The sequence below is a fragment of the Bradyrhizobium sp. WCU1 genome, assembly GCF_053474805.1.
This window is the reverse complement of the sequence record NZ_CM130280.1, coordinates 5988776-6014074: the sequence shown is the minus strand read 5'-3', so window position 1 is coordinate 6014074 and position 25299 is coordinate 5988776. Positions and strand designations below refer to the sequence as shown.

The 25299-nt window shown below is 64.9% G+C and carries 22 protein-coding genes; 7 read left to right on the top strand and 15 right to left on the bottom strand.

All coding sequences use genetic code 11. The features are described 5' to 3' along the window. Positions 1 to 61: 61 nt before the first annotated feature. Complete coding sequence (locus ACTUWL_RS28035; RefSeq protein ID WP_021080528.1) at positions 62 to 289, bottom strand: hypothetical protein; 228 nt, start codon at positions 287 to 289, stop codon at positions 62 to 64. Positions 290 to 493: 204 nt separating this feature from the next. Between ACTUWL_RS28035 and ACTUWL_RS28030 the strand changes: the two genes are divergently transcribed. Beyond that, on the top strand, positions 494 to 766 hold the full coding sequence (locus ACTUWL_RS28030) for a hypothetical protein (RefSeq protein ID WP_291737062.1): 273 nt from the start codon (positions 494 to 496) through the stop codon (positions 764 to 766). A gap of 25 nt (positions 767 to 791) precedes the next feature. Here the strand turns inward: ACTUWL_RS28030 and ACTUWL_RS28025 are convergent, their stop codons facing one another. After that, entirely contained in the window at positions 792 to 2495 is a 1704-nt protein-coding gene (locus ACTUWL_RS28025) for an NAD-dependent malic enzyme (protein ID WP_021080527.1), read from the bottom strand. A gap of 225 nt (positions 2496 to 2720) precedes the next feature. Next, positions 2721 to 3650 carry an aspartyl/asparaginyl beta-hydroxylase domain-containing protein gene (locus tag ACTUWL_RS28020; RefSeq protein ID WP_021080526.1) on the bottom strand — a complete coding sequence of 310 codons (930 nt, stop codon included), beginning with the start codon at positions 3648 to 3650 and terminating at the stop codon, positions 2721 to 2723. A 353-nt stretch (positions 3651 to 4003) separates the two neighbouring features. Here ACTUWL_RS28020 and ACTUWL_RS28015 point away from each other — a divergent pair, with 353 nt between their 5' ends. From ACTUWL_RS28015 to ACTUWL_RS28005, 3 genes are all read left to right on the top strand, one after another. Beyond that, positions 4004 to 5203: an ABC transporter substrate-binding protein gene (locus ACTUWL_RS28015; protein ID WP_021080525.1), complete on the top strand. Its 1200-nt coding sequence runs from the start codon at positions 4004 to 4006 to the stop codon at positions 5201 to 5203. 10 nt (positions 5204 to 5213) lie between these two features. Then, a complete protein-coding gene (locus ACTUWL_RS28010; RefSeq protein ID WP_021080524.1) occupies positions 5214 to 6917 on the top strand; it encodes an FAD-dependent oxidoreductase in 1704 nt (567 codons plus the stop codon). A 127-nt stretch (positions 6918 to 7044) separates the two neighbouring features. After that, positions 7045 to 7839 carry an IclR family transcriptional regulator gene (locus ACTUWL_RS28005; RefSeq protein ID WP_021080523.1) on the top strand — a complete coding sequence of 265 codons (795 nt, stop codon included), beginning with the start codon at positions 7045 to 7047 and terminating at the stop codon, positions 7837 to 7839. A 525-nt stretch (positions 7840 to 8364) separates the two neighbouring features. On the opposite strand, the gene ahcY is transcribed toward ACTUWL_RS28005, so the two are convergent. The 3 genes from ahcY to ACTUWL_RS27990 form a co-directional block, all read right to left on the bottom strand. Continuing rightward, a complete protein-coding gene (ahcY, locus tag ACTUWL_RS28000; protein WP_021080522.1) occupies positions 8365 to 9792 on the bottom strand; it encodes an adenosylhomocysteinase in 1428 nt (475 codons plus the stop codon). Positions 9793 to 10044: 252 nt separating this feature from the next. Then, the gene (gene metK, locus ACTUWL_RS27995; RefSeq protein ID WP_021080521.1) at positions 10045 to 11241 is read right to left on the bottom strand and encodes a methionine adenosyltransferase; all 1197 of its coding nucleotides are present in this window, start codon (positions 11239 to 11241) and stop codon (positions 10045 to 10047) included. Between the two features lie 61 nt (positions 11242 to 11302). Further along, positions 11303 to 12658, bottom strand: a complete 1356-nt coding sequence (locus ACTUWL_RS27990; RefSeq protein WP_021080520.1) for a hypothetical protein — start codon at positions 12656 to 12658, stop codon at positions 11303 to 11305. Between the two features lie 199 nt (positions 12659 to 12857). Here ACTUWL_RS27990 and ACTUWL_RS27985 point away from each other — a divergent pair, with 199 nt between their 5' ends. After that, on the top strand, positions 12858 to 14576 hold the full coding sequence (locus ACTUWL_RS27985) for a caspase family protein (protein WP_021080519.1): 1719 nt from the start codon (positions 12858 to 12860) through the stop codon (positions 14574 to 14576). Between the two features lie 88 nt (positions 14577 to 14664). Here the strand turns inward: ACTUWL_RS27985 and ACTUWL_RS27980 are convergent, their stop codons facing one another. The 6 genes from ACTUWL_RS27980 to ACTUWL_RS27955 all read right to left on the bottom strand — a co-directional run bounded on the left by ACTUWL_RS27980 (position 14665) and on the right by ACTUWL_RS27955 (position 20471). Continuing rightward, positions 14665 to 15783, bottom strand: a complete 1119-nt coding sequence (locus tag ACTUWL_RS27980; protein ID WP_021080518.1) for a cobalamin-independent methionine synthase II family protein — start codon at positions 15781 to 15783, stop codon at positions 14665 to 14667. A gap of 19 nt (positions 15784 to 15802) precedes the next feature. Next, positions 15803 to 16519, bottom strand: coding sequence for an ABC transporter ATP-binding protein (locus tag ACTUWL_RS27975; RefSeq protein WP_021080517.1), 717 nt, complete (start codon positions 16517 to 16519; stop codon positions 15803 to 15805). Next, positions 16512 to 17264, bottom strand: coding sequence for an ABC transporter ATP-binding protein (locus ACTUWL_RS27970; protein ID WP_021080516.1), 753 nt, complete (start codon positions 17262 to 17264; stop codon positions 16512 to 16514). Before ACTUWL_RS27970 ends, ACTUWL_RS27975 begins: the two co-directional genes overlap by 8 nt. Next, positions 17261 to 18292: a branched-chain amino acid ABC transporter permease gene (locus ACTUWL_RS27965; RefSeq protein WP_021080515.1), complete on the bottom strand. Its 1032-nt coding sequence runs from the start codon at positions 18290 to 18292 to the stop codon at positions 17261 to 17263. The genes ACTUWL_RS27970 and ACTUWL_RS27965 overlap by 4 nt, the downstream gene beginning before the upstream one ends. Positions 18293 to 18299: 7 nt before the next feature. Further along, positions 18300 to 19169, bottom strand: a complete 870-nt coding sequence (locus ACTUWL_RS27960) for a branched-chain amino acid ABC transporter permease (protein ID WP_021080514.1) — start codon at positions 19167 to 19169, stop codon at positions 18300 to 18302. Between the two features lie 123 nt (positions 19170 to 19292). Continuing rightward, positions 19293 to 20471 carry an ABC transporter substrate-binding protein gene (locus tag ACTUWL_RS27955; protein ID WP_021080513.1) on the bottom strand — a complete coding sequence of 393 codons (1179 nt, stop codon included), beginning with the start codon at positions 20469 to 20471 and terminating at the stop codon, positions 19293 to 19295. A gap of 380 nt (positions 20472 to 20851) precedes the next feature. On the opposite strand from ACTUWL_RS27955, the gene ACTUWL_RS27950 reads away from it, so the two are divergent. Next, on the top strand, positions 20852 to 21130 hold the full coding sequence (locus tag ACTUWL_RS27950; RefSeq protein WP_035652375.1) for a hypothetical protein: 279 nt from the start codon (positions 20852 to 20854) through the stop codon (positions 21128 to 21130). Positions 21131 to 21325: 195 nt separating this feature from the next. On the opposite strand, the gene purU is transcribed toward ACTUWL_RS27950, so the two are convergent. Next, positions 21326 to 22189 carry a formyltetrahydrofolate deformylase gene (purU, locus tag ACTUWL_RS27945; protein ID WP_021080511.1) on the bottom strand — a complete coding sequence of 288 codons (864 nt, stop codon included), beginning with the start codon at positions 22187 to 22189 and terminating at the stop codon, positions 21326 to 21328. A gap of 136 nt (positions 22190 to 22325) precedes the next feature. On the opposite strand from purU, the gene ACTUWL_RS27940 reads away from it, so the two are divergent. After that, complete coding sequence (locus ACTUWL_RS27940; RefSeq protein WP_021080510.1) at positions 22326 to 23168, top strand: uroporphyrinogen-III synthase; 843 nt, start codon at positions 22326 to 22328, stop codon at positions 23166 to 23168. Between the two features lie 10 nt (positions 23169 to 23178). Here ACTUWL_RS27940 and fcl read toward each other — a convergent pair whose 3' ends face one another. Beyond that, positions 23179 to 24135, bottom strand: a complete 957-nt coding sequence (fcl, locus tag ACTUWL_RS27935; protein WP_035652373.1) for a GDP-L-fucose synthase — start codon at positions 24133 to 24135, stop codon at positions 23179 to 23181. Further along, entirely contained in the window at positions 24116 to 25201 is a 1086-nt protein-coding gene (gmd, locus tag ACTUWL_RS27930; RefSeq protein ID WP_021080508.1) for a GDP-mannose 4,6-dehydratase, read from the bottom strand. The genes fcl and gmd overlap by 20 nt, the downstream gene beginning before the upstream one ends. Positions 25202 to 25299: the final 98 nt, after the last annotated feature.

The following is a 25299-nucleotide window of genomic DNA, read 5'->3' as shown; positions in this document are numbered from 1 at the left end:
TGAGAATGAGGCCAAGCCAGAAGCCCCGGACCTGACGTCCGGGGCTTTTCGTTGCGTGTGGTCAACGCATCGTACCGGGCATGCAGGGCGGTTCGGTGAAGGGCGCGGTTGCGAACGATCCGACGTTCGGCGCGCGCACGCAGTCGGTGGTCTTGTTGCTGACCGGCGTCGTCGCCGGCGTCGCGGCATGAGCGCGCCGCGCCGCAGCATTGTGGGCGGCCGCCGACGCCTGAGCCGAATACGCAGCTGCCGCAACCAGCGCAAGTGCCGCGAAGGTCAATTTGGTCATAGGATTTCTCCGCATGGGTGAAGCCGACCAAGCTCGGCTCCTGTGACCAAGGAGCGTCAGCGCCCCAGGATTATTTCATCACGCGCGATCACCGAACCGCGAGCGCCGCATCACATCGGGCGGATCGGGGAATATCGAAACGTGCGAGGCATTCCATTCATCAGGGCCGCACGCAAACGCGGCGGCGACGGCACGGAGAGTCTCATGTTCGAGCTTCGACGATTTGGCAGACAGCTTGGCTTGGCTGCTATCCTGTCGGCGGCAACGGCAACATCCTGTTTCGCGCAGCCGACAATCCAGGAGCCCAGCGTCTACGCAGCAAACGAAACCGCGACGCGGCCATGGTCGGCGCCGGTCGGCCATCGCCAGCCGCACGCCGCCGACGTCCCGGCAACGACGGCCACGTCGCAGCAGATCATCGATCAGGAAGACGCGATGGTTGACCGCAGGATCAGGGGCATTTGCCGCGGCTGCTAGGCTGACGACGTCGCGGCATCCGCGATCAGGTCGCGTTCCCGCCCGTGCGCCGATACGGCACGTAGCGCGGGGTCCAGACCTTGGCCTGGATGCGCGCCTCGACCTCGTCGATCGGAACATCCTTGGCGAGCCCTTCCTTGTGCGCCTGCAACGCCACCGCCAGCGCAACCGTCTGCGACACCTCGCGCAGCGCGCTGACCGGCGGCAGCAGATTGTGCTTCGGATTGTTGCGGGCCGGCGAGACGCTGGCCAGTGCCTTGGCGGCGGCCATGAACATCCCGTCGCTGATCCGGCTGGCGCCGACCGCAAGCGCGCCGACACCGACGCCAGGGAAGATGTAGGAATTGTTGGTCTGGTCGACCTTGAAGCGCGCGCCATCGCGGGTGATCGGCGGGAACGGGCTGCCGACGCCGATCAGCGCCCGCCCCTCGGTCCATGCCTCGATGTCGGCCGGCGTCGCCTCCTCGCGCGAGGTCGGGTTCGACAGCGGGAAGATCACCGGCCGCTTGTTGCACTCGGCCATCGCGCGGACGATCGGCTCGGAGAATGCGCCGGCCTGGCCGGAGACGCCGATCAGGACCGTCGGCTTGGCGTTGCGCACGACGTCGAGCAGCGCGATCTTGTCGGGATGGCTGAGCTGCCAGCCGGCAATCGCCTGCTTGTTCTGCACGAAAGGCAGCTGGAACGGCGCGAGCCCGCTCATGCCCTCGAGCAACAGCCCGTCGCGGTCGACCATGAAGAAGCGCTTCGCCGCATCGCTCTCCGAGAGGCCGGCATCGACCATCGCGGCGCGGATCAGGCTGGCAATGCCGCAGCCGGCGGAGCCTGCGCCGAGCACGGCGACGCGCTGCTCGGTCAGCGGCACGCCGGTGACGTTGATCGCAGACAGCAAGGCGCCGGTCGCCACCGCCGCGGTGCCCTGGATGTCGTCGTTGAAGGTCAGGAGCCGGTCGCGATAGCGCTCGAGCATCCGCGTCGCATTGTTCTTGGCGAAATCTTCCCATTGCAGCAGGACGTGCGGCCAGCGCTTCACGACAGCCGAGACGAACGCCTCGATGAAATCGTCATATTGCTGGCCGCGGACGCGCTCGTTGCGCCAGCCGATATAGAGCGGATCGGCCAGGCAGTCGGGATTGTCGGTGCCGACATCGAGCATGATCGGCAGCGTAGTCGCGGGGTGAAGGCCGCCGCAGCCGGTGTAGAGCGCAAGCTTGCCGATCGGGATGCCCATGCCGCCGGCGCCCTGGTCGCCGAGACCAAGGATGCGCTCGCCGTCGGTCACCACGATGGCCTCGACGTGATCGAAGCGCGGATGGGCGAAGATGCGGTCGATCCGGTGCTGGTGCGGAATGCTGAGGAACAGCCCGCGTGGCTTGCGAAACAGCCGGCTGAATTTTTGGCAGCCCTCACCGACGGTCGGCGTGTAGACGATCGGCAGCAGCTCTTCCAGGTTGCTGACCAGGAGCGCGTAGAACAGAGTCTCGTTGGTGTCCTGCAGCTCGCGCAGAAAGGCATAGCGCTCGATGTCGGTCTCGTAGCCGCGCAATGCCTCGAGGCGGCGCGAGACCTGCTCGTCCAGCGTCAGGATGTTGGGCGGCAGCAGGCCGTGCAGGTCGAACGCCTCGCGCTCGGCCTCGGAGAACGCCGTACCCTTGTTCAGCTGCGGATCGGCCAACAGCTCGTAGCCGCTCAGCGCGGTAGTGGCAAAATCTGCAGCGGTCTGCAACATGACAATATCCCCTCGATACGAAACGCCGAGTGAAACTGTATCACCGCCGCGCAACGGATCGGAGACAAAACCCATCCGGGGCGAGATGGCCAGCCAAAGATGCGTGAAGTCCGGGGCGAGCGCCCAAAGACAAAGCCCCGGATCGCTCCGGGGCTTTTGCTTTCCTGCATCAAGCGCAGGGATTGCTCGGTCGCAGGCCGGAGGGAACGCAATCCGCCCCGCGCATCACCGCAGCGCCGACACCACGATCAGGCCGAGGATCAGCGCGGTGACGGAATATTTGAGCGTGTAGTACACGTTCCGATTCCATTCCTTGACCTTGCGGCTCGCGAGATGGACCTCGTAGAGCTTGCCGAACACCTTGTTCAGCGCGCCGACATGCTCGCCGTCGACGTTCTGGGTGGCCGACGCCTTGACGATGTTGTGGCTGACCCAGCGGTTGATCGCCGTCATGAAGCCGTACTTCATCGGACGCTCGACATCGCAGAACAGGATGATGCGGTTGACGTCGGTCTTGTTCTCGGCGCTGTGGATGAAGGTCTCGTCGAACATGAAGGCCTCGCCGTCGCGCCAGACGCATTCGACGCCATCGACGAGGATGCGGCACTGGTTCGAGTTCGGCGTCACCAGGCCGAGGTGATAGCGCAAGGAGCCCGCGAACGGATCGCGGTGCGCGCCGAGCTTGCCGCCGGGCGGCAGCATCGCGAACATCGCGCCGTGCACGTTCGGGATCGAATTGAGCAGCTCCACCGTCTGCGGGCACAGCGTGCGTGCCGACGGCAGGAAGTCGTCGTACCATTTCAGATAGAACCGCTTCCAGCCGCTCTTGAAGAACGAATAGAAGCCCCAGTCGTTGTTCTTGGCCGCGGCGCGGATGAAGCCCTCGTCGAACAGCCGGGTCGCCTCGTCGCGGATGGTCTCCCAATTGTCGGAGAGCTTCTTCAGCTCGGGAAACTGCTCGACCGGGATCACCGGCGTGTTGGGCACGGCCGAGCCCGCATACATCAGCACATTGTAGGGCGCGAGATAGGTCGAGTGATCGCCGAGTTGGCGCGCGAAGCGCAACCGCTGCTTGCCGCGGAAGTGCACGTAAAGTGTGGAGGCCACCAGCGCGTAGAGAATAACGAGCTGCGGCGCGAAGAGCTGTCTCAACATAATCCGTCTATGATCGCAGTCCGCCGACCCTCTTGATGCACCGCCCCTGCAGAGCCGGTCCCGGCGACGGGTGGCCCTGCCCCGGGCGGCGAAGCGCGTCGCCGTCCGCGAAAATTCCCCTGTTCATAGTGACTTGGTACTGCCGCAAGCTCTGGCGTGAGCTGGAGCCGCGCAGTGCCATCCCGGATGAGCCATGTAAGCGAACACTCACCAAATGTGAAGCACCGCCGCATTCGAAGTCGCAACCTTGTGGCAATATTCACACATGTCTTTTCGCCATTGACAAACTAATTCGATAATATCTAACTCTTTGGATTGCGCGCCGGAGAGCCCGGACATCCAAGGGAGGAACGATGAGACACGTTTTGGCGACAGCCATCCTCGCGGCGACGGTGACGGCTGCTCGCGCCCAGGTTTCCGATGACGTCGTGCGCATCGGCGTGCTGACCGACCTGTCGAGCTGGGGCCGCGACAATTCGGGCCCGGGTTCGGTCGAGGCGGCCAAGATGGCGGTCGAGGAATTCGGCCCCACCGTGCTCGGCAAGCCGATCGAGATCGTCTCCGCTGACCACCAGATGAAGACCGATGTCGGCGTGCAGATCGTGCGCGGCTGGTTCGACAACAACAAGGTCGACGCGGTCGTCGACATTCCCAATTCCGGCATCGCGATCGCCGTGCACAACATGGTGCGCGAGCGCAACAAGATCGCGCTGCTCTCCGGCCCCGGCGCGAGCTCGCTGACCGATGAGCTGTGCAGCCCAAACACCGTGCACTTCACCTACGATACCTATGCGCTGTCGAAAGTGACGGCTTCGGCGGTGATCGCGGAGGGCGGCAAGTCCTGGTACTTCATCACCGCGGACTATGCGTTCGGCCAGCAGCTCGAGAAGGATGCCACGCGCTTCATCAACGAGATGGGCGGCAAGGTGCTCGGCGGCGTCAAGCATCCGACCAACACGGCAGACTTCTCCTCCTTTGCGCTGCAGGCGCAGAGCTCGAAGGCCGACGTGGTGGCATTCGCCAATGCCGGCCAGGACACCGACAATTCGATCAAGCAGTCCGGCGAGTTCGGCCTCGTGCAGGGCGGCCAGAAGCTGGTCGGCCTTCTGATGTTCGACACCGACGTGCATGCCATCGGGCTCAACGCCGCGCAGGGCACCTACATGACGACAGCGTCGTACTGGAATATGGATGAGAAGACGCGCGCCTGGTCGAAGAAGTTCTTCGCCCGCACCAACGTGATGCCGACCATGATCCAGACCGGCGTCTACGGCTCGGTGCTGCATTATCTGAAGGGGATCCAGGCTGCCGGCACCGACGATCCGCAGAAGGTGATGGCCAAGATGCGCGAGCTGCCGATCGAGGACACCTTCGTGCACGGCGGCAGACTGCGCGAGGACGGCCGCGTGATCCGCGACATGTACCTGGCGAAGGTGAAGAAGCCCTCGGAATCCAAGAAGCCTTGGGACTATCTCGACATCATCAAGACGGTGAAGGGCGAGGATGCGTTTCGTCCGGTCTCCGAATCCAAGTGCCCGCTGCTGAAGAAATAGGATCGATCACGTGGCTAACGAAGAAACGTATGATTGCGACGCACTCGTCGTCGGCTCCGGCTGCGCCGGGCTGTCGGCGGCGGTCACTGCCGGCCATCACGGCCTGAAGGTCCTCGTCGTCGAGAAGGAGCCGCGGTTCGGCGGCACCACGGCGCGCTCCGGCGGCTGGCTGTGGATTCCGGGCACCTCGCTGGCCAGGGCGTGGGGCATCGAGGAGAGCCCTGATCAGGCCAGGACCTATCTGCGCCACGAGGCCGGCAACAGCTTCGATGCCGCGCGCGTCGATGCGTTCCTGACCGAAGGGCCAAAGGCGGTCGACTTCTTCACGACGAAGACCGCAGTGCGTTTCGACATGCCGCTGACCTTCCCGGACTACCATGCCGAAGCCCCCGGCGGCGCGCAGGGCGGCCGCTCGATGGTGACGCGGCCGTTCGACGCCCACGAGCTTGGACCGGCCCTCAAGGATCTCGGCAGCCCCCTGCCCGAGCTCACCGTGTTCGGCATGATGCTCGGCTCCGGCAAGGAGATCGTGCACTTCATGCGCGCGACGCGGTCGATCACCTCGGCGGCCTATGTCGCCAAGCGGCTGTCGAAACACGCCGCTGACGTGATCCGCAACGGCCGCGGCATGACGCTGACCAACGGCAATGCGCTGGCCGGCCGGCTGGCAAAATCGGCGTTCGATCTCAATATCCCGCTCTGGCTCAATTCACCGGTGCGCGAATTGATCGTCGACAACGGCGTGGTGCGCGGCGCGATCGTCGTGCGCGAGGGCCACACCATCCGCGTCAATGCAAAGCGCGGCGTCGTGCTCGCCTGCGGCGGATTTCCCCATGACGTGGCGCGGCGCCAGAAGATGTTTCCGCATGCGCCGACCGGCAAGGAGCACTATTCGCCGGGCCCGACCGGCAACACCGGCGATGGTCTGCGGCTCGCGGAAGCCGCCGGCGGCCGCGTCGAGGACTCGCTGCCGAACGCGGCGGCGTGGGTGCCGGTCTCGGTCACCACGCGCAAGGACGGCTCGAAGGGCGTGATGCCGCACTTCATCGATCGCGCCAAGCCCGGCGTGATCGCGGTCCTGCGTGACGGCAAGCGGTTTGCCAATGAAGGCAATTCCTACCACGACTTCGTGCAGGCGATGATCAGAGCGGCGAAGCCCGGCGAGGAGATCGCGGCCTACCTGGTCTGCGATCACGAGACGCTGCGCAAATACGGTCTCGGCTGCGTGCCGCCGCGCCCGATGCCGCTCGGGCACCATCTGAAGACCGGCTATCTCAAGCGCGGCGCGACGCTGTCCGAGCTCGCCGCGCAGGCCGGCATCGACGCCGGCGCATTCGGGGCCACCGTCGCCGAATTCAACAAACTGGCGGCCGAGGGACGCGATCCCGCCTTCGGCAAGGGCTCGCGTGCCTACAACCGCTACCAGGGCGATGCGCTGCACGGGCCCAATCCCTGCATCGCGCCGATCCAGCGCGGGCCGTTCTACGCGATCAAGATGGTGATCGGCGATCTCGGGACCTATGCCGGCATCCGCACCGACGCCAACGCCCGCGCGCTCGACGCCGACGGCCAGCCGATTGCTGGCCTCTATGCCGCCGGCAACGACATGGCGAGTATCATGGGCGGCAACTATCCCGGCGCCGGCATCACGCTCGGCCCCGCGCTGACCTTCGGCTACATCGCGGGCAAGCATCTGGCGGGTGCCGCGGCCTAGCAGAGGACGGTCAACACTCCGTCACCCTGAGGAGGCCGCAACGCAGCCGTCTCGAAGGGTCGACGGCTCGACTGTGGCCATGCATCCTACGTGCTAAGTGCGGGCGCAGGAAAACGAACGGAGCCACATGACGAGAGAAAGCCGCGGCATACAATCGATCGAGGTCGGCGGAGAATTGCTCCGGGCGCTCGCCCGCAGCGGCGAGCCGATGATGCTGCGCGACCTCGCCCGGGAGGCCGGCATGCCGCCGGCCAAGGCGCATCCCTATCTGGTCAGCTTTTCCCGCATCGGCCTGATCGAGCAGGACGAGAGCACCGGCCGCTACGAGATCGGGGCACTGGCACTCGAGCTCGGCCTGATCAGCCTGCGCCGGCTCTCCGCGGTGCGGATCGCGACGCCCAGGATCGCCGCGCTCGCCGACAGCATCAATCATGCGGTGTCGCTGTCGGTGTGGGGCACCCATGGCGCCACCGTGGTGCGGCTCGAGGAGCCGAGCCATCCCGTGCATATCGCGATGCGCGTCGGATCCGTGGTGGCGCTGCTGGAGACCGCGACCGGCCGCGCCTTCGCCGCCTTCATGCCGCCGAACGCCGTCAAGGCAGCGCTCGACAGCGGCCTCGATCGGCTCGGCGTCGGCTACAATCCGAAACGTGAGCCGATCAACGCAAAGGCCGCCGAGATGCTGGCCGAGGTCCGCAGCCGCGGTCTCGCGCGCGCGATCGGCGATCCCCTGCCCGGCGTCAACGCGTTCGCCGCTCCGGTCTTCGATCATGCCGGCCACGTCGCCGTCGTCATCACCGCGATGGGCCCGGAAGGCACATTCGACGCCGGCTGGGACAGCGCAATCGCAACCGCGCTGCGCGATTGTGCCGGCGATATCTCGCGGCAGCTGGGGCACGGGACGGCGCGGGCATCGGAGTGAGTCTTTCCGTCGTCATTCCGGGGCTCGCGAAGCGAGAGCCCGGAATCCGTCGGACCGCATAACTCTTGGATGAATGGATTCCGGGTTCGTGCTTCGCACGCCCCGCAATGACGCATGGTTCTGTCTATTGCTCCGAGGCCTACGGATACGAAGCCGCGCCCCATTCCACGCTGTCATCGCGCGGCTCGACCGGGCGATCCAGTACGTCGCGGCCTCTCGGCTCAAGCCCAGCCGTCTCTGGAATACTGGATCGCCCGCTTTCGCGGGTGATGACACCGCGTGTTTTATGTTCTGAATCGCGAAACATCCTCGTCGTCGTCCTGGCGAAAGCCAGGACCCATTACCCCAACCGCGCGTTGTTGCGCGACGCTGGGGGCCGAGGTCCCGCTCACGATCGATTGCGATGGTTATGGGTCCTGGCTTTCGCCAGGACGACGAATGGGGAGGCCCGCCGGCAAAACAGCGCAGCAAAAAGCCCCGGACGATGCCGGGGCTCTTCAGTTCATCGATTGCAGTCAGCGCAGCTCAGTAGCGGTAGCGATCCGACTTGTACGGACCTTCCTGCTTGACGCCGATGTAATCGGCCTGGTCCTTGCGCAGCTCGGTCAGCTTGACGCCGATCTTGGCGAGGTGCAGGCGGGCGACCTTCTCGTCGAGCGTCTTCGGCAGCACGTAGACCTTCTTGGCGTACTTGCCGTCCTTGTTGTTGGCCCAGAGTTCGATCTGCGCCAGCGTCTGGTTGGTGAACGAGGCCGACATCACGAAGGACGGATGGCCCATCGCATTGCCGAGGTTCACGAGACGGCCTTCGGACAGCATGATGATGCGGTGCTTGTCGGGGAACTCGATCTCATCGACCTGCGGCTTGATGTTGGTCCACTTCAGATTGCGAAGGCTCGCGATCTGAATCTCGTTGTCGAAGTGGCCGATGTTGCAGACGATGGCGCGATCCTTCATCGCGCGCATGTGCTCGATGGTGATGATGTCCTTGTTGCCGGTGGCGGTGACGAAGATGTCGGCGCGCGGCGCTGCGTCTTCCATGGTCGTGACCTCATAGCCTTCCATCGCCGCCTGCAGCGCGCAGATCGGATCGACTTCGGAGACCATGACGCGGCAGCCGGCCTGGCGCAGCGAGGCGGCCGAGCCCTTACCGACGTCGCCGAAGCCCGCAACCATCGCGACCTTGCCCGACAGCATCACGTCGGTGCCGCGGCGGATGCCGTCGACCAGCGATTCACGGCAGCCATAGAGGTTGTCGAACTTCGACTTGGTGACGCTGTCGTTGACGTTGATCGCCGGGAACAGCAGCGTGCCCTTGTTGGCCATCTCGTACAGGCGATGCACGCCCGTGGTGGTCTCTTCCGAGACGCCCTTGATGTTCTTGGCGATCTCGGCGAAGTAGCCCTTCGGCTTCTCCTTCAGGAGGCGCTTCACGAGCGCGTAGAAGATCTCTTCCTCCTCGGAGGTCGGCTTGTCGAGGAACGCGGTGTCGCCCTGCTCGGCGCGCACGCCGGCATGCACCAGCATGGTGGCGTCGCCGCCGTCATCGAGGATCATGTTGGGCGTGCCGCCGCCGTGCCAGTCGAACAGCTTGGCGGTGTAGTCCCAATACTCGGTCAGCGTCTCGCCCTTGATGGCGAACACCGGAATGCCGGCGGCGGCGATCGCGGCGGCAGCGTGATCCTGGGTCGAGTAGATGTTGCAGGAGACCCAGCGGATGTCGGCGCCGAGCGCGGCCAGCGTCTCGATCAGCACGGCGGTCTGGATCGTCATGTGCAGCGAGCCCGCGATGCGCGCGCCTTTCAGCGGCTGCTTGGGGCCGAACTCCTCGCGGGTGGCCATCAGGCCGGGCATTTCGGTCTCGGCCAGCGAGATTTCCTTGCGGCCGAAATCGGCGAGCGCAATGTCCTTGACGATGTAGTCGGTGAAGCCGGGCTTCGTGGGGGCGTTCATGTCGGTTTCCTAGTGGGTGAATCCAGCGTGTCAGTTACAAAGCGAGCGGAACGCGATGTTGCACGATCATCTCCCTCTCCCCGTTCTTACGGGGAGAGGCATAGGCGGCCTTCGGCCGCCGTCCTTGAAGAACGCCGATGCAGAGCATCGGCTATGGTGAGGGGCTCTACCCGCGCGCTGAGCTCGCGGAGAATCCCCCTCACCCGCCGCTTCGCGGCGACCTCTCCCCGCAGGCGGGGCGAGGTGAGAAAATCAGAGCGCGCGCTTCAGCGGCTCGACGAGATCGGTCTTCTCCCAGGAGAAGCCGCCTTCATTGTCCGGCGTGCGGCCGAAATGGCCGTAGGCCGAGGTGCGCGCGTAGATCGGGCGGTTGAGATCGAGATGGGTGCGGATGCCGCGCGGCGTCAGATCCATTGCCTTGGCGGCCGCCTTCTCGAGCTCGTCCTCCGACACTTTACCGGTGCCGTGGGTGTCGATGTAGATCGACAGCGGACGCGCCACGCCGATCGCGTAGGCGAGCTGCAGCGTGCAGCGGTCGGCAAGACCCGCCGCAACGATGTTCTTGGCGACATAGCGCGCAGCGTAGGCAGCCGAACGGTCGACCTTGGTCGGATCCTTACCGGAGAACGCGCCGCCGCCATGCGGAGCCGCGCCGCCATAGGTGTCGACGATGATCTTGCGACCGGTCAGGCCGGAGTCGCCGTCGGGACCGCCGATGAAGAACTTGCCGGTCGGATTGATGTGCCAGATCGTCTTGTTGCTGATCCACTCCTTCGGCAGCGCCTCGCGCACATACGGCTCGACGATGTCGCGGATCTGCTTCGAGGTGAGGTCCTCGACCAGATGCTGGTGCGAGACCACGATCTCGCGGACGCCGACCGGCTTGCCGTTCTCGTACTGCACGGTGACCTGGCTCTTGGAGTCCGGACCCAGCACCTTCTCCTTGCCGGAGTGGCGCGCTTCCGAGATCAGCCGCAGGATCTTGTGGGCGTAGAAGATCGGCGCCGGCATCAGGTCGGGCGTCTCGTTGGTGGCGTAACCGAACATGATGCCCTGGTCGCCGGCCCCCTCTTCCTTGACCTCGCCCGGCTGCAGCGCATCGACGCCCTGCGCGATATCGGCCGACTGCGGATGCAGCAGTATCTCGATGTCGCAGGTCTTCCAGTGGAAGCCGTCCTGCTCGTAGCCGATGTCCTTGATCGCAGAGCGAACCACGCCCTCGATCTGCTCGTTGGTGACCGAGCTCGGGCCGCGCGTTTCGCCGGCGATCACCACCTTGTTGGTGGTCGCGAGCGTCTCGCACGCCGCGCGGATCTGCCACGGATCGATGCCCGCCTTCGGTCCCTCGCGGTAGAACAGATCGACGATCTCATCCGAGATACGATCGCAGACCTTGTCCGGATGGCCTTCCGAGACCGACTCGCTGGTGAAGAGATAAGACGCGCGCATCAAGCAAACCCCTTGTTTCGTCGATGTCCCGACGTTGGTTGGTGAATATGTCCCCGGAATGTCAGTCTCGCCGTCGCGAGATGACGTAGGATTCGTCGTAAAACCACAGCCCGTTGTGTTTGCGGAGAACTTCGCGCGTGGCCTCGAGAGCTCGTCCGTTTTCGGTCGTTTCGGTCAACCGCTCATCTTCGATCTGCGCGACATACACCGCCGCATTCCACGCAGCAAAGGCCGTCGAGGTTCCGATCGAGCCGGTCACCTCATTAGGCAGCGCCTCCATATCATATCGGAAGATCGAACGGTTATCGGCGTAGGCATTGAAGTTCAGCTCGCGGCCCGCCGAGCCCAACTCGTATTTCACCGCGCGCAGTATCTCATGACGGCTGACGGCGAAAGGATTTTCTCCGGGCCAGACGGCTTGAATGATTTCCAGCCCGGGATCGCCTCCGTGGGAGTGGATTCCTATCAACCGCCCGCCGCCGCGCAGCGCGCGCGCCAGCGGCGCGATGATCCGCTTGGCGCGGAAATTCACCGAGGATTTGGCGCGGTAGGGCTGCGAGGCGATCACGAGATCGAAATTGGCCTCGGCGCGGCCGGCCCGCGGAATAATGGAATCGAGCAGGAAGCGGTGATCGTCCCGGTACAGCACCAGCGCCACCGGCCGCTCGTAGATCGGCATCGCATTGCCTGGGCTGAGATTGGCCCGCCAATTCTGCTCCAGGAACGGGCCGAGTTCCGCGATCTGGGCCTCGAAATCACCCGAGGAGGCGCCGCGCAGGGCCACTTCGTGCCAGATCATGCTGGCGGCCGCTGCGGAGTTCTTGGGCGTCAGCCAGGGCGCCTCGGCGTAATACATGTTGGTGAACACGAACACGCTCGCCGGATGCTCGAACAGCCGGTCCGGCACCTTGTCGAGGGTGAGGCGGACGTCCTCCAGGCTCAGTTCCTTGCCGGCGACATAGAACGGCATATGTGGGAAGCGGCCATGCATGGCACGCAGGACGCGCGCCAGCACCGTGCCGTCGCCCATCCCGGCGTCGAACACCCGCAGCGCCGGCGGTCGGGGGTGGATCGCCGCCAGTTCCAGCGCGACCCGGTCAGCGATCACCCGCTTCTCGCTGCAGGTGTGCACGAACAGCAGGTAGCGCTGGCGGTTCTCGAAGAAGCGGAAATTGCCCCTGGGATCGCGCTTTTCCGGCGGCACCACGAGGCCGCGCGGCGGCGCCACGCCGCCCGGGGTCGAGGTTGCGATGAAGCCGTTGATGCGGTCGAGCGTATCGATGGTGATCCGCTTGCCCTCGCGCAGCCGGTGCACCAGCTTGCCGTCATTGACGGCACGGCGGCCGAACGTCGTCTCCGCCATGTCGGAGCGCCGGCAGAAATCCGTGATCTGGCTGAGGATTTCGTCGTTCTTCATGAAGCCTGGAGCGGGCCGCGGCGAGTGGGACAAAAGTGGGCAGAGATTGTGTGTGGCGACGTCTTACCACCATTTTCCCACCAGTTGAACCCCCTCCACGGCCCAATCACCAAACAGTCATGGATTGCCCCCTGGATCGCCCTTTGGACCGCCTCGCCGTCGTCGATCATCTTGACGGCTCACCCCGCTGGGATAACCGATGCGCCGCCTGCTCCTGATCCCCTGCCTGCTTGCTGCCATGCTGTCGGCGGCGCCCTGTGTCGCACAGACGCACGCCCAGCTCGGCCCGCTCTGTACGACCGACACAACGCCCGCCGATCAGATGATCGACGCCTGTACCAAGATCATCGCGTTGAAGGTGTTTTCCGGTGAGAAGCTCGCGACCATTCATTTCTGGCGTGCGGTCGGCTGGAACAAGAAGGGCAACTACGCGCAGGTGATTGCGGACGCGACCGAGGCGTTGCGCCTCAAGTCCAGCACTGCCGTCTACAATCTGCGCGGCTCGGCCTATTACGACAAGGGCGAGTACGACATCGCGATCGCCGACTTCAACGACGCGCTGCGCCTGGGGCCGAGCGGCATCATCTTCCACAACCGCGGCAACGCCTATCGCAGCAAGGGCGACTACGCCAGGGCGATCACCGACTATGATGCCGCGATCAAGGCCGATCCGAGCTCGGCGTTCTCCTATCAGAACCGCGGCGCCTCGAAGCAGGCGCTCGGCGATCTCGACGGCGCGCTCGCCGACATCAACGAGGCTGTCAGAATCGATCCATCACTGCCGCAGCCGCTGATCCGCCGCGCCGTGATCTGGCGCGCCAAGGGCGACATCGCGCGCGCGATCGCGGACACGACGGAAGCGATCCGGCTCGCGAAGGCGAAGGCGCCGGCCAACATCATGACGCCGCCCGGCAGCGTGCTGATCTCGGCCTATACCCAGCGCGGTCTCGCCTACGAGGCGAAGGGCGACGCTGCGCATGCCAAGGACGACTACGCCGCCGCGCTCGAGGGCGTCGCCTCCGACGCCGGCAGCAAGGCCAACCAGGCCACCGCGAAGGTGCGGCTCGCGCTGCTCAAGGAGGCCGACGCGGCACCGCGCAAGACCGCAGCAGCGCCTGCCGCCGAGAGCAGCCCCGCGCCCGCACCGCCGGCGCCGGCCGCGGCAGTTCCGGCAGCCCGCGTGCAGGCCGCAGCGACCGGGCGGCGCGTCGCACTCGTGATCGGCAACGGCGCCTATGCGCATGTGAAAGCGCTGCCCAATCCGCCCAACGATGCGCGCGCCATCGCCAGGAGCCTGCGCGATATCGGCTTCACCGTCTCGGAGGGTCTCGATCTCGATCGCGACGCGATGCAGAGGACGATCCATGACTTCCTGCGCGAGGCGACGCGGTCGCAGATCGCCGTGGTCTACTATGCCGGCCATGGCGTGCAGGTCGACGGCCGCAACTACCTCGTGCCGGTCGATATCGAGTTCAAGGCGGGTGCACGCATGACCGACGCGATGGTCGATATGGATACGATCATGGCCGGTCTCGACGATCAGATCCGCACCAACATCCTGATCCTCGATGCCTGCCGCAACAATCCGATGGCGCCGCAGGTGGCATCCGCAGGCCCAAGCCGCGGCATCGAGGCCGGCTCCGGTCTTGCCGCGCCCACCTCGCTCGGATCAGGCTCGACGCTCGGCGCCGGCACGCTGATCGCGTACGCGACCGCGCCGGGCCAGGTCGCGCTCGACGGCGAGGGCGCCAACAGCCCGTTCTCGACGGCGCTGTCGCGCCATGTCGGCACGCCCGGCCTCGAGGTGCAGCAGATGCTGACGCGGGTCCGAGCCGAGGTCGTCGCCGCGACCAAGGGCAAGCAGGTGCCGTGGTCGAACTCCTCGCTGCTCGGCGAGGTCTATCTGGGGGAGCAGTGAAGCCACCCTCCCCCGAAGCGACGAAGCAATCCATTCTGTCCTCGCGGGGACGTGGATCGCTTCGCTCGCAATGACGACCGAGTTGATGCTATTTGCCCCACACCTCGTTCGCGACCTCGACGGCCAGCCGCAGCTTCGCCCACTGCTCTTCCTCGGACAGGATGTTGCCCTCCTCAGTCGAGGCGAAGCCGCATTGCGGGGACACCGCGAGCTGCTCGATCGGGGCGAACTTCGCCGCCTCCTCCAGCCGCCGCTTGATGTCGTCCTTCTTCTCGAGCTCGCCGAACTTCGAGGTGATGACGCCGACCACGACGACCTTGTTGCCCTTGGGCAGGAAGCGCAGCGGCTCGAAGCCGCCGGCGCGGTCGGAATCATATTCGAGGAAGTAGCCGTCGTAGTTGGTACCGGCCAGCATGGTCTCGGCCACCGGCTCGTAGCCGCCGGAGGAAATCCAGGTCGAGCGGAAATTGCCGCGGCAGACATGCGTCGTGATCACCATGTCGGACGGCCGATCGGCGATCGCATAGTTGATGACACGGGCGTAGATCTCCTGCAGTCCATCCGGATTGTCGCCACGGTCGCGCGACTTCTGCAATTCCTCCGGCGAGCATAGATAGGCCCACACCGTGTCGTCGAATTGCAGGTAGCGGCAACCGGCGTCGTAGAACGCCTTCACCGCCTTGCGATAGGTCTTGCCGAGGTCCTGATAGAACTCCTCGAGATCGGGATAGACCTCCTTCGAGATCAGCTTGCGGCCGCCGCGAAAGTGCAGCACCGCGGGTGACGGGATCGTCATCTTCGCCGTGACATGCGCCTGGTCGGCATACTTCTTCAGGAACCCGAAGTGATCGAGCATCGGATGCTGATCGGAGAAATCCAGCTTGCCAATCACGCGGATGGCATCGTGCCGGGTCTGTACGCCGGCGAACTGGATGCCCATGTCGGGGTGGAACAGCTCGCAGCCGGTCAGATGGCTGAGGAAGTCGAAGTGCCACCAGGAGCGGCGGAACTCGCCGTCGGTCGCGAGTTTGAGGCCGACCGAGGCCTGCTTGTGCACGACCTTCTCGATCTCCATGTCCTCGACCTTGCGCAACTCGTCGGCCGAGATCTCGCCCTTCTCCAGCCTGGCGCGGGCTTCCTTGATCTTCGGCGGCCGCAACAGGCTGCCGACCTCGTCGGCGCGGAACGGAGGCTTGGTTCGCTGCATGGTGAACTCCCTGAGGTCGTCAGTGTTTCTTGGTCGCGGCAACGCCGAGATGGCGCTCGAGGACGGAGCGATCAGCCTTCAGCGCGCTGCTTGCGGCGTCGTGCACGATCATGCCGCGTTCCAATATCACAACGCGGTCGGCGAGCCCCAGAATCTTTTGCGCGTTCTGCTCCACGATGATCGAGCAGATGCCGCCGGAGCGCGTGATGGTTCCGATCGCCTTTAACAATTCCTCAACGATGATCGGCGCCAACCCCTCGGTCGGCTCGTCGAGCAGCAGCACCTTCGGGTTCAAGGTCAGCGCGCGGCCGATCGCCAGCATCTGCTGCTCGCCGCCGGACAGCTGGTTGCCGAAATTGCTGCGCCGCTCCTTCAGCCGCGGAAACATCTCGTACACCCGCGCGACCGTCCACGGCCCTCGCTGCGCCACCGCGGTCATGTTCTCTTCCACCGTCAGCGAACGGAAGATGTTGCGCTCCTGCGGTACCCAGCCGATCCCGGCGCGGGCGCGCTGATCGGGCCGCAGTGCCGTGATGTCGAGGCCTGCGAGCGCGACGCTGCCGCCGAAACGGCGGGTGATCCCGACGATCGAGTTGATCAGCGTGGTCTTGCCGGTGCCGTTGCGGCCGAGCAGCGCAAGCACCTGGCCGTCGGCCAGCGCGAGCGACATGTCGGGCAGCACCACCGCCTCGCCGTATCCGGCGCGCAGGCCCTGGATGGAGAGCAGATCAGGCATCGGCGGCCTCGCCGAGATAGACCGCCCTCACCTGCGGATCGCGCGCGACCTCGTCGGGCGTACCCTGGGTGAGCAGGCCGCCATTGACCAGGACCGAGATGCGGTCGGCGAACGAGAACACGAGGTCCATGTCGTGCTCGATCAGCAGCACGGTGACGTCGCGCGGCAATGCCACGACCGCCGCCAGGATATCTTGCCGCTCGCTCTCGGGGACACCGGCCGCCGGCTCGTCGAGCAGCAGCACCCGCGGCTTGGCAGCAATCGCGACCGCGATCTCGAGCAGGCGCTGCTTGCCGTAGGGCAATGTCGAGGTGAGCTCGGTCATGACGTCGAGCAGATGGAAGCGCGACAATATCTCGGCGATCTCGGCGTTGACGTCATCGCGCGTTCCCATCCGCCGCCACCAGTCGCCGCCGCGGCCCATTCGTTCGGAGACCGCAAGCCCGATGGTCTCGAGCGGGGTCAGGTCGGGATAGAGCTGGTTGATCTGGAACGTGCGCGACAGCCCGCGCAGAACCCGCTTGTGCACGGAGAGGCCGGTGATGTCGCTGCCTTCGAGCAGGATGCGGCCGCTGTTCGGCGTCAGCACGCCGGTGAGCTGGTTGATGACGGTGGTCTTGCCGGCGCCGTTCGGCCCGATCAACGCGTGGCGGGCGCCCTGCATCACCTTCAGCGAGAGATCGCGGGTGACGCGAAGACCGCCAAAGGACTTTTCGAGATTGCGGGTTTCCAGCGCGATCGTCATGACGCCTCGTTCTCCGGCACGGCGACGGCGGCCTTGCGACCGGCGAATTGACGGATGATCAGGTTCGGCACGAACAGCACCCAGCGGTGGATCCGTGCGCGGCCGACCATCACGATCACGACCAGCACGAGGCCGATCCAGAACAGCCAGTATTGCGGGGTGAGGCTCTGAAACAGCTCCTGCAGCATCTTGAACACGACGGCGCCGATCAGGCCGCCATAGAGATAGCCGGTACCGCCGATCACGAGCACCAGCATCAGGTCGGCGGAGCGCTCGAAAGAAAATACGTCGAGCGAGGCGAGCGCCGTGGTCTGCGTGAACAGCGCGCCGGCGACCCCGGCATAGAACGCGGCCAGCGTGTAGACAGCGATCAGGCGGCGGTTGACCGGTATGCCGATCGCAGCCGCGCGCAGCGGATTGTTCCTGATCGCACGCAGCGACAGGCCGAACGGCGAATGCACCACGCGGCGGGCCAGCAGGAACAGGATGAACAGCACGATCAGCGAGTAGAACAACCCGGTCTTGCCGAACATGTCGAAGGCGAACAGCCCGAGGATCGGCTGCATCTCGATGCCCTGCAGGCCATCGGTGCCGCCGGTGATATCAGAGAAGCGCTCAGCGAGCGCTTCCAGCAATAGCGCTATGCCAAGCGTCACCATCAGCCGGGTCAGATCGACGCCGCGGATGACCAGGAAACTGGTCAGGAAGCCGAGCACCGCCGCAACGAGGCCGGCGGCGACCAGCGCGATGACGGGCTCGCTGATGATGCCGTGCAACGCCAGCAATCCGGCCGAATAGGCGCCGACGCCGAAGAATGCGGCATGGCCGAGCGAGACGATGCCGGCATAGCCGAGGATCAGGTCGAGCGACAGCGCGAACAGGCCGAGCCGCACGATGTCGGTCATGATCAGGTAGCGCGACGGGAACAGGAACGCGCAGGCGAGCGCGAGCCCCCAGAACGCGACCTCGCTGACCCGCCAGCGCGCGCCGGCCATCGCGTGAGAGGAGACGTCGGATAGCGCGGTCATCTCAGCCTCACCGCGCCGCGGTGCGGCCGAACAGGCCGTTCGGGCGCCAGAGCAGGATCACGATCATGACCGTATAGATCACGAAGGGGCCGACCTTGGGCACATAATATTTGCCGGCGACGTCGGCGATGCCGAGCAGCAGCGATGCGAGGAATGGTCCGGTGATCGAGGAGGAGCCACCGACCGTCACCACGATCAGGAAGTAGATCATGAATTTCAGCGGGAAATATGGATCGAGCCCGAGGATCTCCGCACTCAGCGCGCCGCCGAGGCCGGCGAGGCCACAGCCGAAGGCAAAGGTGAACGCAAACACCTGCGGCACGTTGATGCCGAGACCGATCGCGGCGCGCGGATCGTCGACCGCGGCGCGCAGACGGCTGCCGAACCGCGTCTTGGCAAGGATCAGCTGCAGCGCCAGCGTGAGCAGGCCGCAGATCACGACGATCATCAGCCGATAACGTCCGATGCCGACGCCGAACAGATCGATCTGGCCCTCCAGCGCCGCGGGCAATTTGATGAAGACCCGCGACGATCCCATGATGTAGTCGACCGCGGCGACCGACATGAACACCAGACCGATCGAGAACAGCACCTGATCGAGATGGCTGCGGCTGTAGAGATGGCGGTACAGCGTGCGCTCCAGCGCGATGCCGATCAGGGCACTGCCGACAAAGGCGAGCGGCAGCGCGGCGAAAAACGGCCAGCCGGAATTGTTCACCAGCACGGCGCAGATATAGCCGCCGGCCATGGCGAAGGCGCCATGCGCGAGGTTGACGAAGTTCATCAGCCCGAGCGTCACCGCAAGCCCGCAGGCCAGCACGAACAGCAGCATGCCGTAAGCGACGCCATCGAACAAATTGGTGAGGATAGAGGCCATGAATTCAGACAAAGCCCGATGTAAGGGGCAGCGCGCCGGCGCTGGTCCCGGAATCTCATTTCAAAAACTTCGAGATCCCGGGTTCGCGCTAAGGCGCGCCCCGGGATGACGCGCTTTCGCGCGTCACTTCTTGGTCTTGCCGGAATCCTTGACGGCCTCGAAGGTCGCGAACTCGACGTTGTAGAGCTCGCCGTCGACCTTCTCGACCTTGCGGATGTAGATGTTCTGCACGATGTCGCGGGTTTCCGGATCGATCGAGATCGGACCGCGCGGGCTCTCCCACTTCATGCCCTTCATGGCCTCGATCAGCTTGTCGCCGTTCGTATCGCCACCCGTCTTCTTCAGCGCCTCGTAGATCAGATGAATGCCGTCATAGCCGCTGACCGCCATGAAGCCCGGGCGACTGCCGAACGCCTTCCTGTAGGCGGCAACGAAGTCCTTGTTCATCTGGGACGGATGCGCCGCCGAATAGAGATGCGCGGTCACCGCGCCGAGCGCGGCATCGCCCATGTTGTTGAGCAGATCGTCGTCCATGACGTCGCCAGGGCCGATCACCTTGATGCCGCTCTTGTCGAGCCCGCGCTCGGCATATTGCTTCATGAAGTTGCCGCCCTGCCCGGCCGGCACGAACACGAACATCGCGTCAGGCTTGGAATCCTTCATCCGCTGCAGGAACGGCGCGAAGTCGGGGTTGGCGAGCGGGACCTTGACCTCTTCCACGATCTCGCCGCCGCCGGCGGTGAAGTGCTGCTTGAAGAAGGTCAGCGCGTCGTTGCCCGGCGCGTAGTCGGAGGTCAGCGTCGCGACCTTCTTGATGCCGTTCTTGACCGCCCAGTCGCCGATGATCGTGGAGGACTGCGCCAGCGTGAAGCTGGTGCGCACGATATAGGGCGAGCGTTCGGTGATGATCGAGGTGCCGGCCGCCATCACGACTTCCGGGATCTTGGCTTGCGTTGCCAGCGGCGCCGCGGCCAGCGCCGCGGGCGTCACGCCGAAGCCGGCGATGAAGCTGACCTTGTCGTTGACGATCAATTCCTGCGCGAGCCGCTTGGTGTTGTCGGGCACCGCGGCGTCATCCTTCAGGATGATCTCGATCTTCTTGCCGGCGACGGTGTCGCCCTTCTGCTGCATGTAAAGCTTGATCGCATTATCGATCTGCTTGCCGGTCGAAGCCTGGCCGCCGGTCATGGGCAGGATCAGGCCGATCTTGACGGCATCGTCCGCCCGCGCCGCCACGGCGCACAATCCGGGAAGCGCGGCCGCAGCAGCGCCCCACAACAACATCTTGCGACGATTGAACATCGACATCCCTCCCCCTTCCATTCTTCTGCATCGAGCCGAGTCCCCGGCCCTTGCCTCAACCTTAGCCCCAGCATGTCACAGCCAAGCCGCAGCCCGACAAGGCGTCTCCAAGCGCCCCATTGTCAATCGGACGATGGACGGGTGTCGCGCGTGGAGTGATCAGCCCAGCCATAGCTACAAGTATCAGGATACCAGAATCGCTCCCCGAAACTCAACGCCCCAACGAGAACCGATCTCGCCCGCTTGGATGGGCCGCGATCTCGCTTCATTTGTACGGTCGTACAAATCAATCGCCATTGTCAACAAACAAGCACAATTGCAGCCGAACGGTCGCGCCCAAGATCATCTTCCATAAAGATCAGGGCTGTATGCTGCCGCCAATGCCAAACTTCACACGCCACATCCCTGTCCTGACTGCCCTCGCGCTCGCGGCCTGCGCGCTCGCGGGGTGCGGCACCGTGAACCAAAAAGTTTCGGCGGGAATGGCCGACTACATTCCGGCCTGGGCCGGCGGCCTGCCCGCCGACGCGCCGCCGCGGCCGGGCACCCCGGAATATGACAAGTTCATGCAGGAACGGGAGCGCAAGCGCCTTATGCCGGCGGCCGAGCGCGGCGATGATCCCAAGGCGGCGGCGACAACGCAGAGCGCTGCCCACTGAGCGTCGGCCTAATCGAGAGCATCCTCGCGCAGCATTTCGCCGCGGTAGCCGAACTCCACCATGTAGACGGTGACGTGGTGGGGACGCCGGCAACCGAGCCGCTCAGCACCATGTGGCAATGGCCGAAGAAGATGTGCCGGATCTGCTCCGGTGCTTCGCGATGATCGATCGGAACGCGGCATCATGAAACGCGGATCAGTCCACGAACACCACGGTCTTGCGCCCGTTGAGGATGACGCGGTCGGCGAGGTGGTAGCGGATCGCGCGGGCCAACACGCGGCGCTCGATGTCGCGGCCCTTGCGCACGAGATCCTCGGGCGTGTCGCGATGGCTGATGCGCTCGACGTCCTGATCGATGATCGGCCCTTCGTCGAGATCGCTGGTGACGTAATGCGCGGTGGCGCCGATCAGCTTGACGCCGCGCTCATGAGCCTGGTGATAGGGCTTGGCGCCCTTGAAGCCAGGCAGGAAGGAATGATGGATGTTGATGCAGCGGCCCGACAGCCGCGCCGACATCTCGTCGGACAGGATCTGCATGTAGCGGGCCAGCACCACGAGGTCGGTCTTGGTATCCTGGGCCAGCTTCCACACCGCGTCTTCCTGCTGCCGCTTGGTGTCTTTCGTCACCGGAAGATGATGGAACGGGATATCGCCGAAATCGAGCGAGCCATAGGTCTCGCGCGGATGGTTGGAGACAACAGCGGTCGGGATCATCTCGAGCTCGCCGGTGCGCCAGCGATAGAGGATGTCGACCAGGCAGTGATCGGACTTCGAGACCAGCAGCATCACCCGGCGCCGGCTGGCGCGGTCGCGCATCTGCCATTCCATGCCGAAACGTTCGGCGATCGCGGCAAAACCGGTCTGCAGCGCCGGCAGCCCGACCGCCAGGTCGGCTGCGGTGAACACCACGCGCATGAAGAACTTGTCGGTCTCGGTGTCGTTGAACTGCTGGGCATCCAGGATGTTCTGGCCGTTATGCGCTAGAAAAGTCGAGACCGCGGAGACGATCCCCGGACGATCCGGACAGGACAGGGTCAGAACGAATTGATGGTCGGGCATGCCAATTGACCAAAGCTTGAGCAGTTGCGTGGAAGGATCATTTTCGGGCCCCGTCTATCACCGCAGGCGGCCTTGCGCCAATCCCGGTGCGGGGGTCAAATCGAACAAATGACGACAATGTTTGTTAGGGACCATCATGGCTGACCGGCTGAACGGCTACCGCATCCTGATCCTCGAGACGCGCGAGGAGGCACAGTTTTCCCGCCTGCTCGCCGAGCAGGGCGCCGATGTGCTGCAATGCCCGATGTTCACCATCCACGACGCGCCGGACCCGGCGCCGATCGAGGCCTGGATCCGCCGCGCCATCGAACGACCGCTCGACGACCTCGTGCTGATGACCGGCGAGGGCCTGCGTCGCCTGATGAAGGTCGTGCGCCGGATCGACGTCGAGGCGGAGTTTGTCGGCAGCCTCGGCAAGGCCCGCAAATTCGCCCGCGGCCCCAAGCCCGGCCGCGCGCTGCGCGAGATCGGCCTGGAGCCGCAAATGACGACCGAGAAGCCGACCTCGGAAGGCGTCGCCGAGATGCTGGCGAAGCTCGACCTGAGCGGCCATCGGCTCGGCCTGCAACTCTATCCGGACAAGGATCACGCCACCCTGATCGCCGCGATCAACGCGCAGGGCGCGGAGGTCGATACGGTGCTGCCCTACGTCTATGACGCGCAGGCCGCCGACGCCAACATCGTGACCGCGATCGAGCAGATGGCGCAGGGCCGCATCGACGCCATCGCGCTGACGAGCTCCGGTCAGGTTCGGCGTCTCATGGAGGTCGCACAGGCGCACCGGTGTGAGGCGCAATTGCGCGACGGCCTGGAGCGCACGCCGATCGCCTCCGTCGGGCCCGTGGTCTCGAATGAGTTGAAGACGTACGGCCTATCCACCGACATCTACCCGGCGAACGATGCGTTCTTCATGAAGCCGCTGATCTCGGCGATGGCGACTGCGCTGTCGAAAGCGCCGCCCCGCACGGCGGCGACGTAGCAGTTCGGCGTTATTCCGCCGCCTGCTTGGTCTCGCTCAGATAGGCCTGGTACGCGAGCTTGATGCCATCCTCGAGCGGGGTGGTGGCGCGCCAGCCGAGCTTGGCGAGCCTGTTGACGTCGAGCAGCTTGCGCGGCGTACCGTCGGGGCGCGAGCTGTCGAAGCTGATCTCGCCGCGGTAGCCGACGGTGGCCGCAACGACGCGGGCGAATTCGGCGATCGTGATGTCCTCGCCGGTGCCGATATTGACCAGTTCCGGCGAGGAATAGGTCTTCATCAGATGGATGCAGGCGTCGGCGAGATCGTCGACATAGAGGAATTCACGGCGCGGCGTGCCGGTGCCCCACACCACGACATCGGCGGCGCCCGAGACCTTGGCCTCGTGGAAGCGGCGGATCAGCGCCGCGACGACGTGGCTGTATTCGGGATGATAATTGTCGCCCGGACCGTAGAGGTTGGTCGGCATCACGCTGATGAAATCGGCGCCATACTGGCTGCGATAGGCTTCGGCCATCTTGATGCCGGCGATCTTGGCGATGGCGTAGGGCTCGTTGGTCGGCTCCAGCGGGCCGGTCAGCATCGAATCCTCGCGCAACGGCTGCGGCGCGAGGCGCGGATAGATGCAGGACGAGCCGAAGAACATCAGCTTCTCGCAGCCATTGGCATGCGCCGCCTGGATCACATTGGTCGAGATCGCCAGATTGTCGTAGAGGAATTCGGCCCGCAGCGTGTTGTTGGCGACGATGCCGCCGACCTTGGCAGCAGCAAGGAACACGGCCTGCGGCCGCTTCGCGGCGAACCAGGCATTCACTGCGGCCTGGTCGCGCAGATCGACCTCGCTACGCGAGACGGTCAGAAGATCGGCGTCTTCGCGCGCCAGTCGGCGCATCAACGCCGAGCCGACCATGCCGCGATGGCCGGCAACGAAGACCGTCTTGCCCTTCAGTTCAAACGCCGTGCTTGCCATGAGCCGCATCCTGCCTGGCCTCGACGAGATCGCTGGCCACCATTTCCTTCACCAGTTGCGCGAACGGCGTCTTGGGCGCCCAGCCGAGTTTGGCGCGCGCCTTGCTGGCGTCGCCGATCAGAAGATCCACCTCGGTCGGGCGGAAATAGGTCGGGTCGATCTGCACCAGCGTCTTGCCCGATGCCTTGTCGACACCGATCTCCTCGACGCCCTTGCCGCGCCATTCGATGCTGCGGCCGACTTCGGTGAACGCCAGCTCGACGAACTCGCGCACCGACCGCGTCTCGCCGGTCGCGAGCACGAAATCGCCGGGCTCATCCGCCTGCAGGATCTTGTGCATGCCCTCGACATAGTCGCGGGCGTGGCCCCAGTCGCGCTTGGCATCGAGATTGCCGAGATAGAGCTTGTTCTCGAGGCCGACTTCGATGCGGGCGACGGCGCGGGTGATCTTGCGCGTCACGAAGGTCTCGCCGCGGATCGGGCTCTCATGGTTGAACAGGATGCCGTTGCTGGCGAACATGCCGTAGGCCTCGCGGTAGTTCACCGTGATCCAGTAGCCGTACAGCTTGGCGACGCCGTAGGGCGAACGCGGATAAAACGGCGTGGTCTCCTTCTGCGGCACCTCCTGCACGAGCCCGTACAGCTCCGAGGTCGAGGCCTGGTAGAACCGGGTCTCCTTCTCCATGCCGAGGATGCGGATCGCCTCCAGCAGGCGCAGCACGCCGATGGCGTCGGCATTGGCGGTGTATTCCGGGCTCTCGAAACTGACCTGGACGTGGCTCTGGGCGGCGAGGTTGTAGATCTCGGTCGGCCGGATCTGCTGCATCAGCCGGATCAGATTGGTCGAATCGGTCATGTCGCCGTAGTGCATCAGGAACGGCACGTTGCCGGCATGCGGGTCCTGGTAGAGATGGTCGACGCGCGCGGTATTGAACGAGGACGAGCGGCGCTTGATCCCGTGCACGGTGTAGCCGAGGCCGAGCAGATATTCGGCGAGATAGGCGCCGTCCTGCCCGGTGACGCCGGTGATCAGCGCAACGCGCCGCTTTGAGTCCTGAGCCGTCATATCATCTCCAGAGAGCGCGAGGCCGCGCGATCCCGACGAGGCCGGTCTGTAGCACCCGGCCACCTCCAAGTCTAATGGCATAATCGTTTGGAATCAGG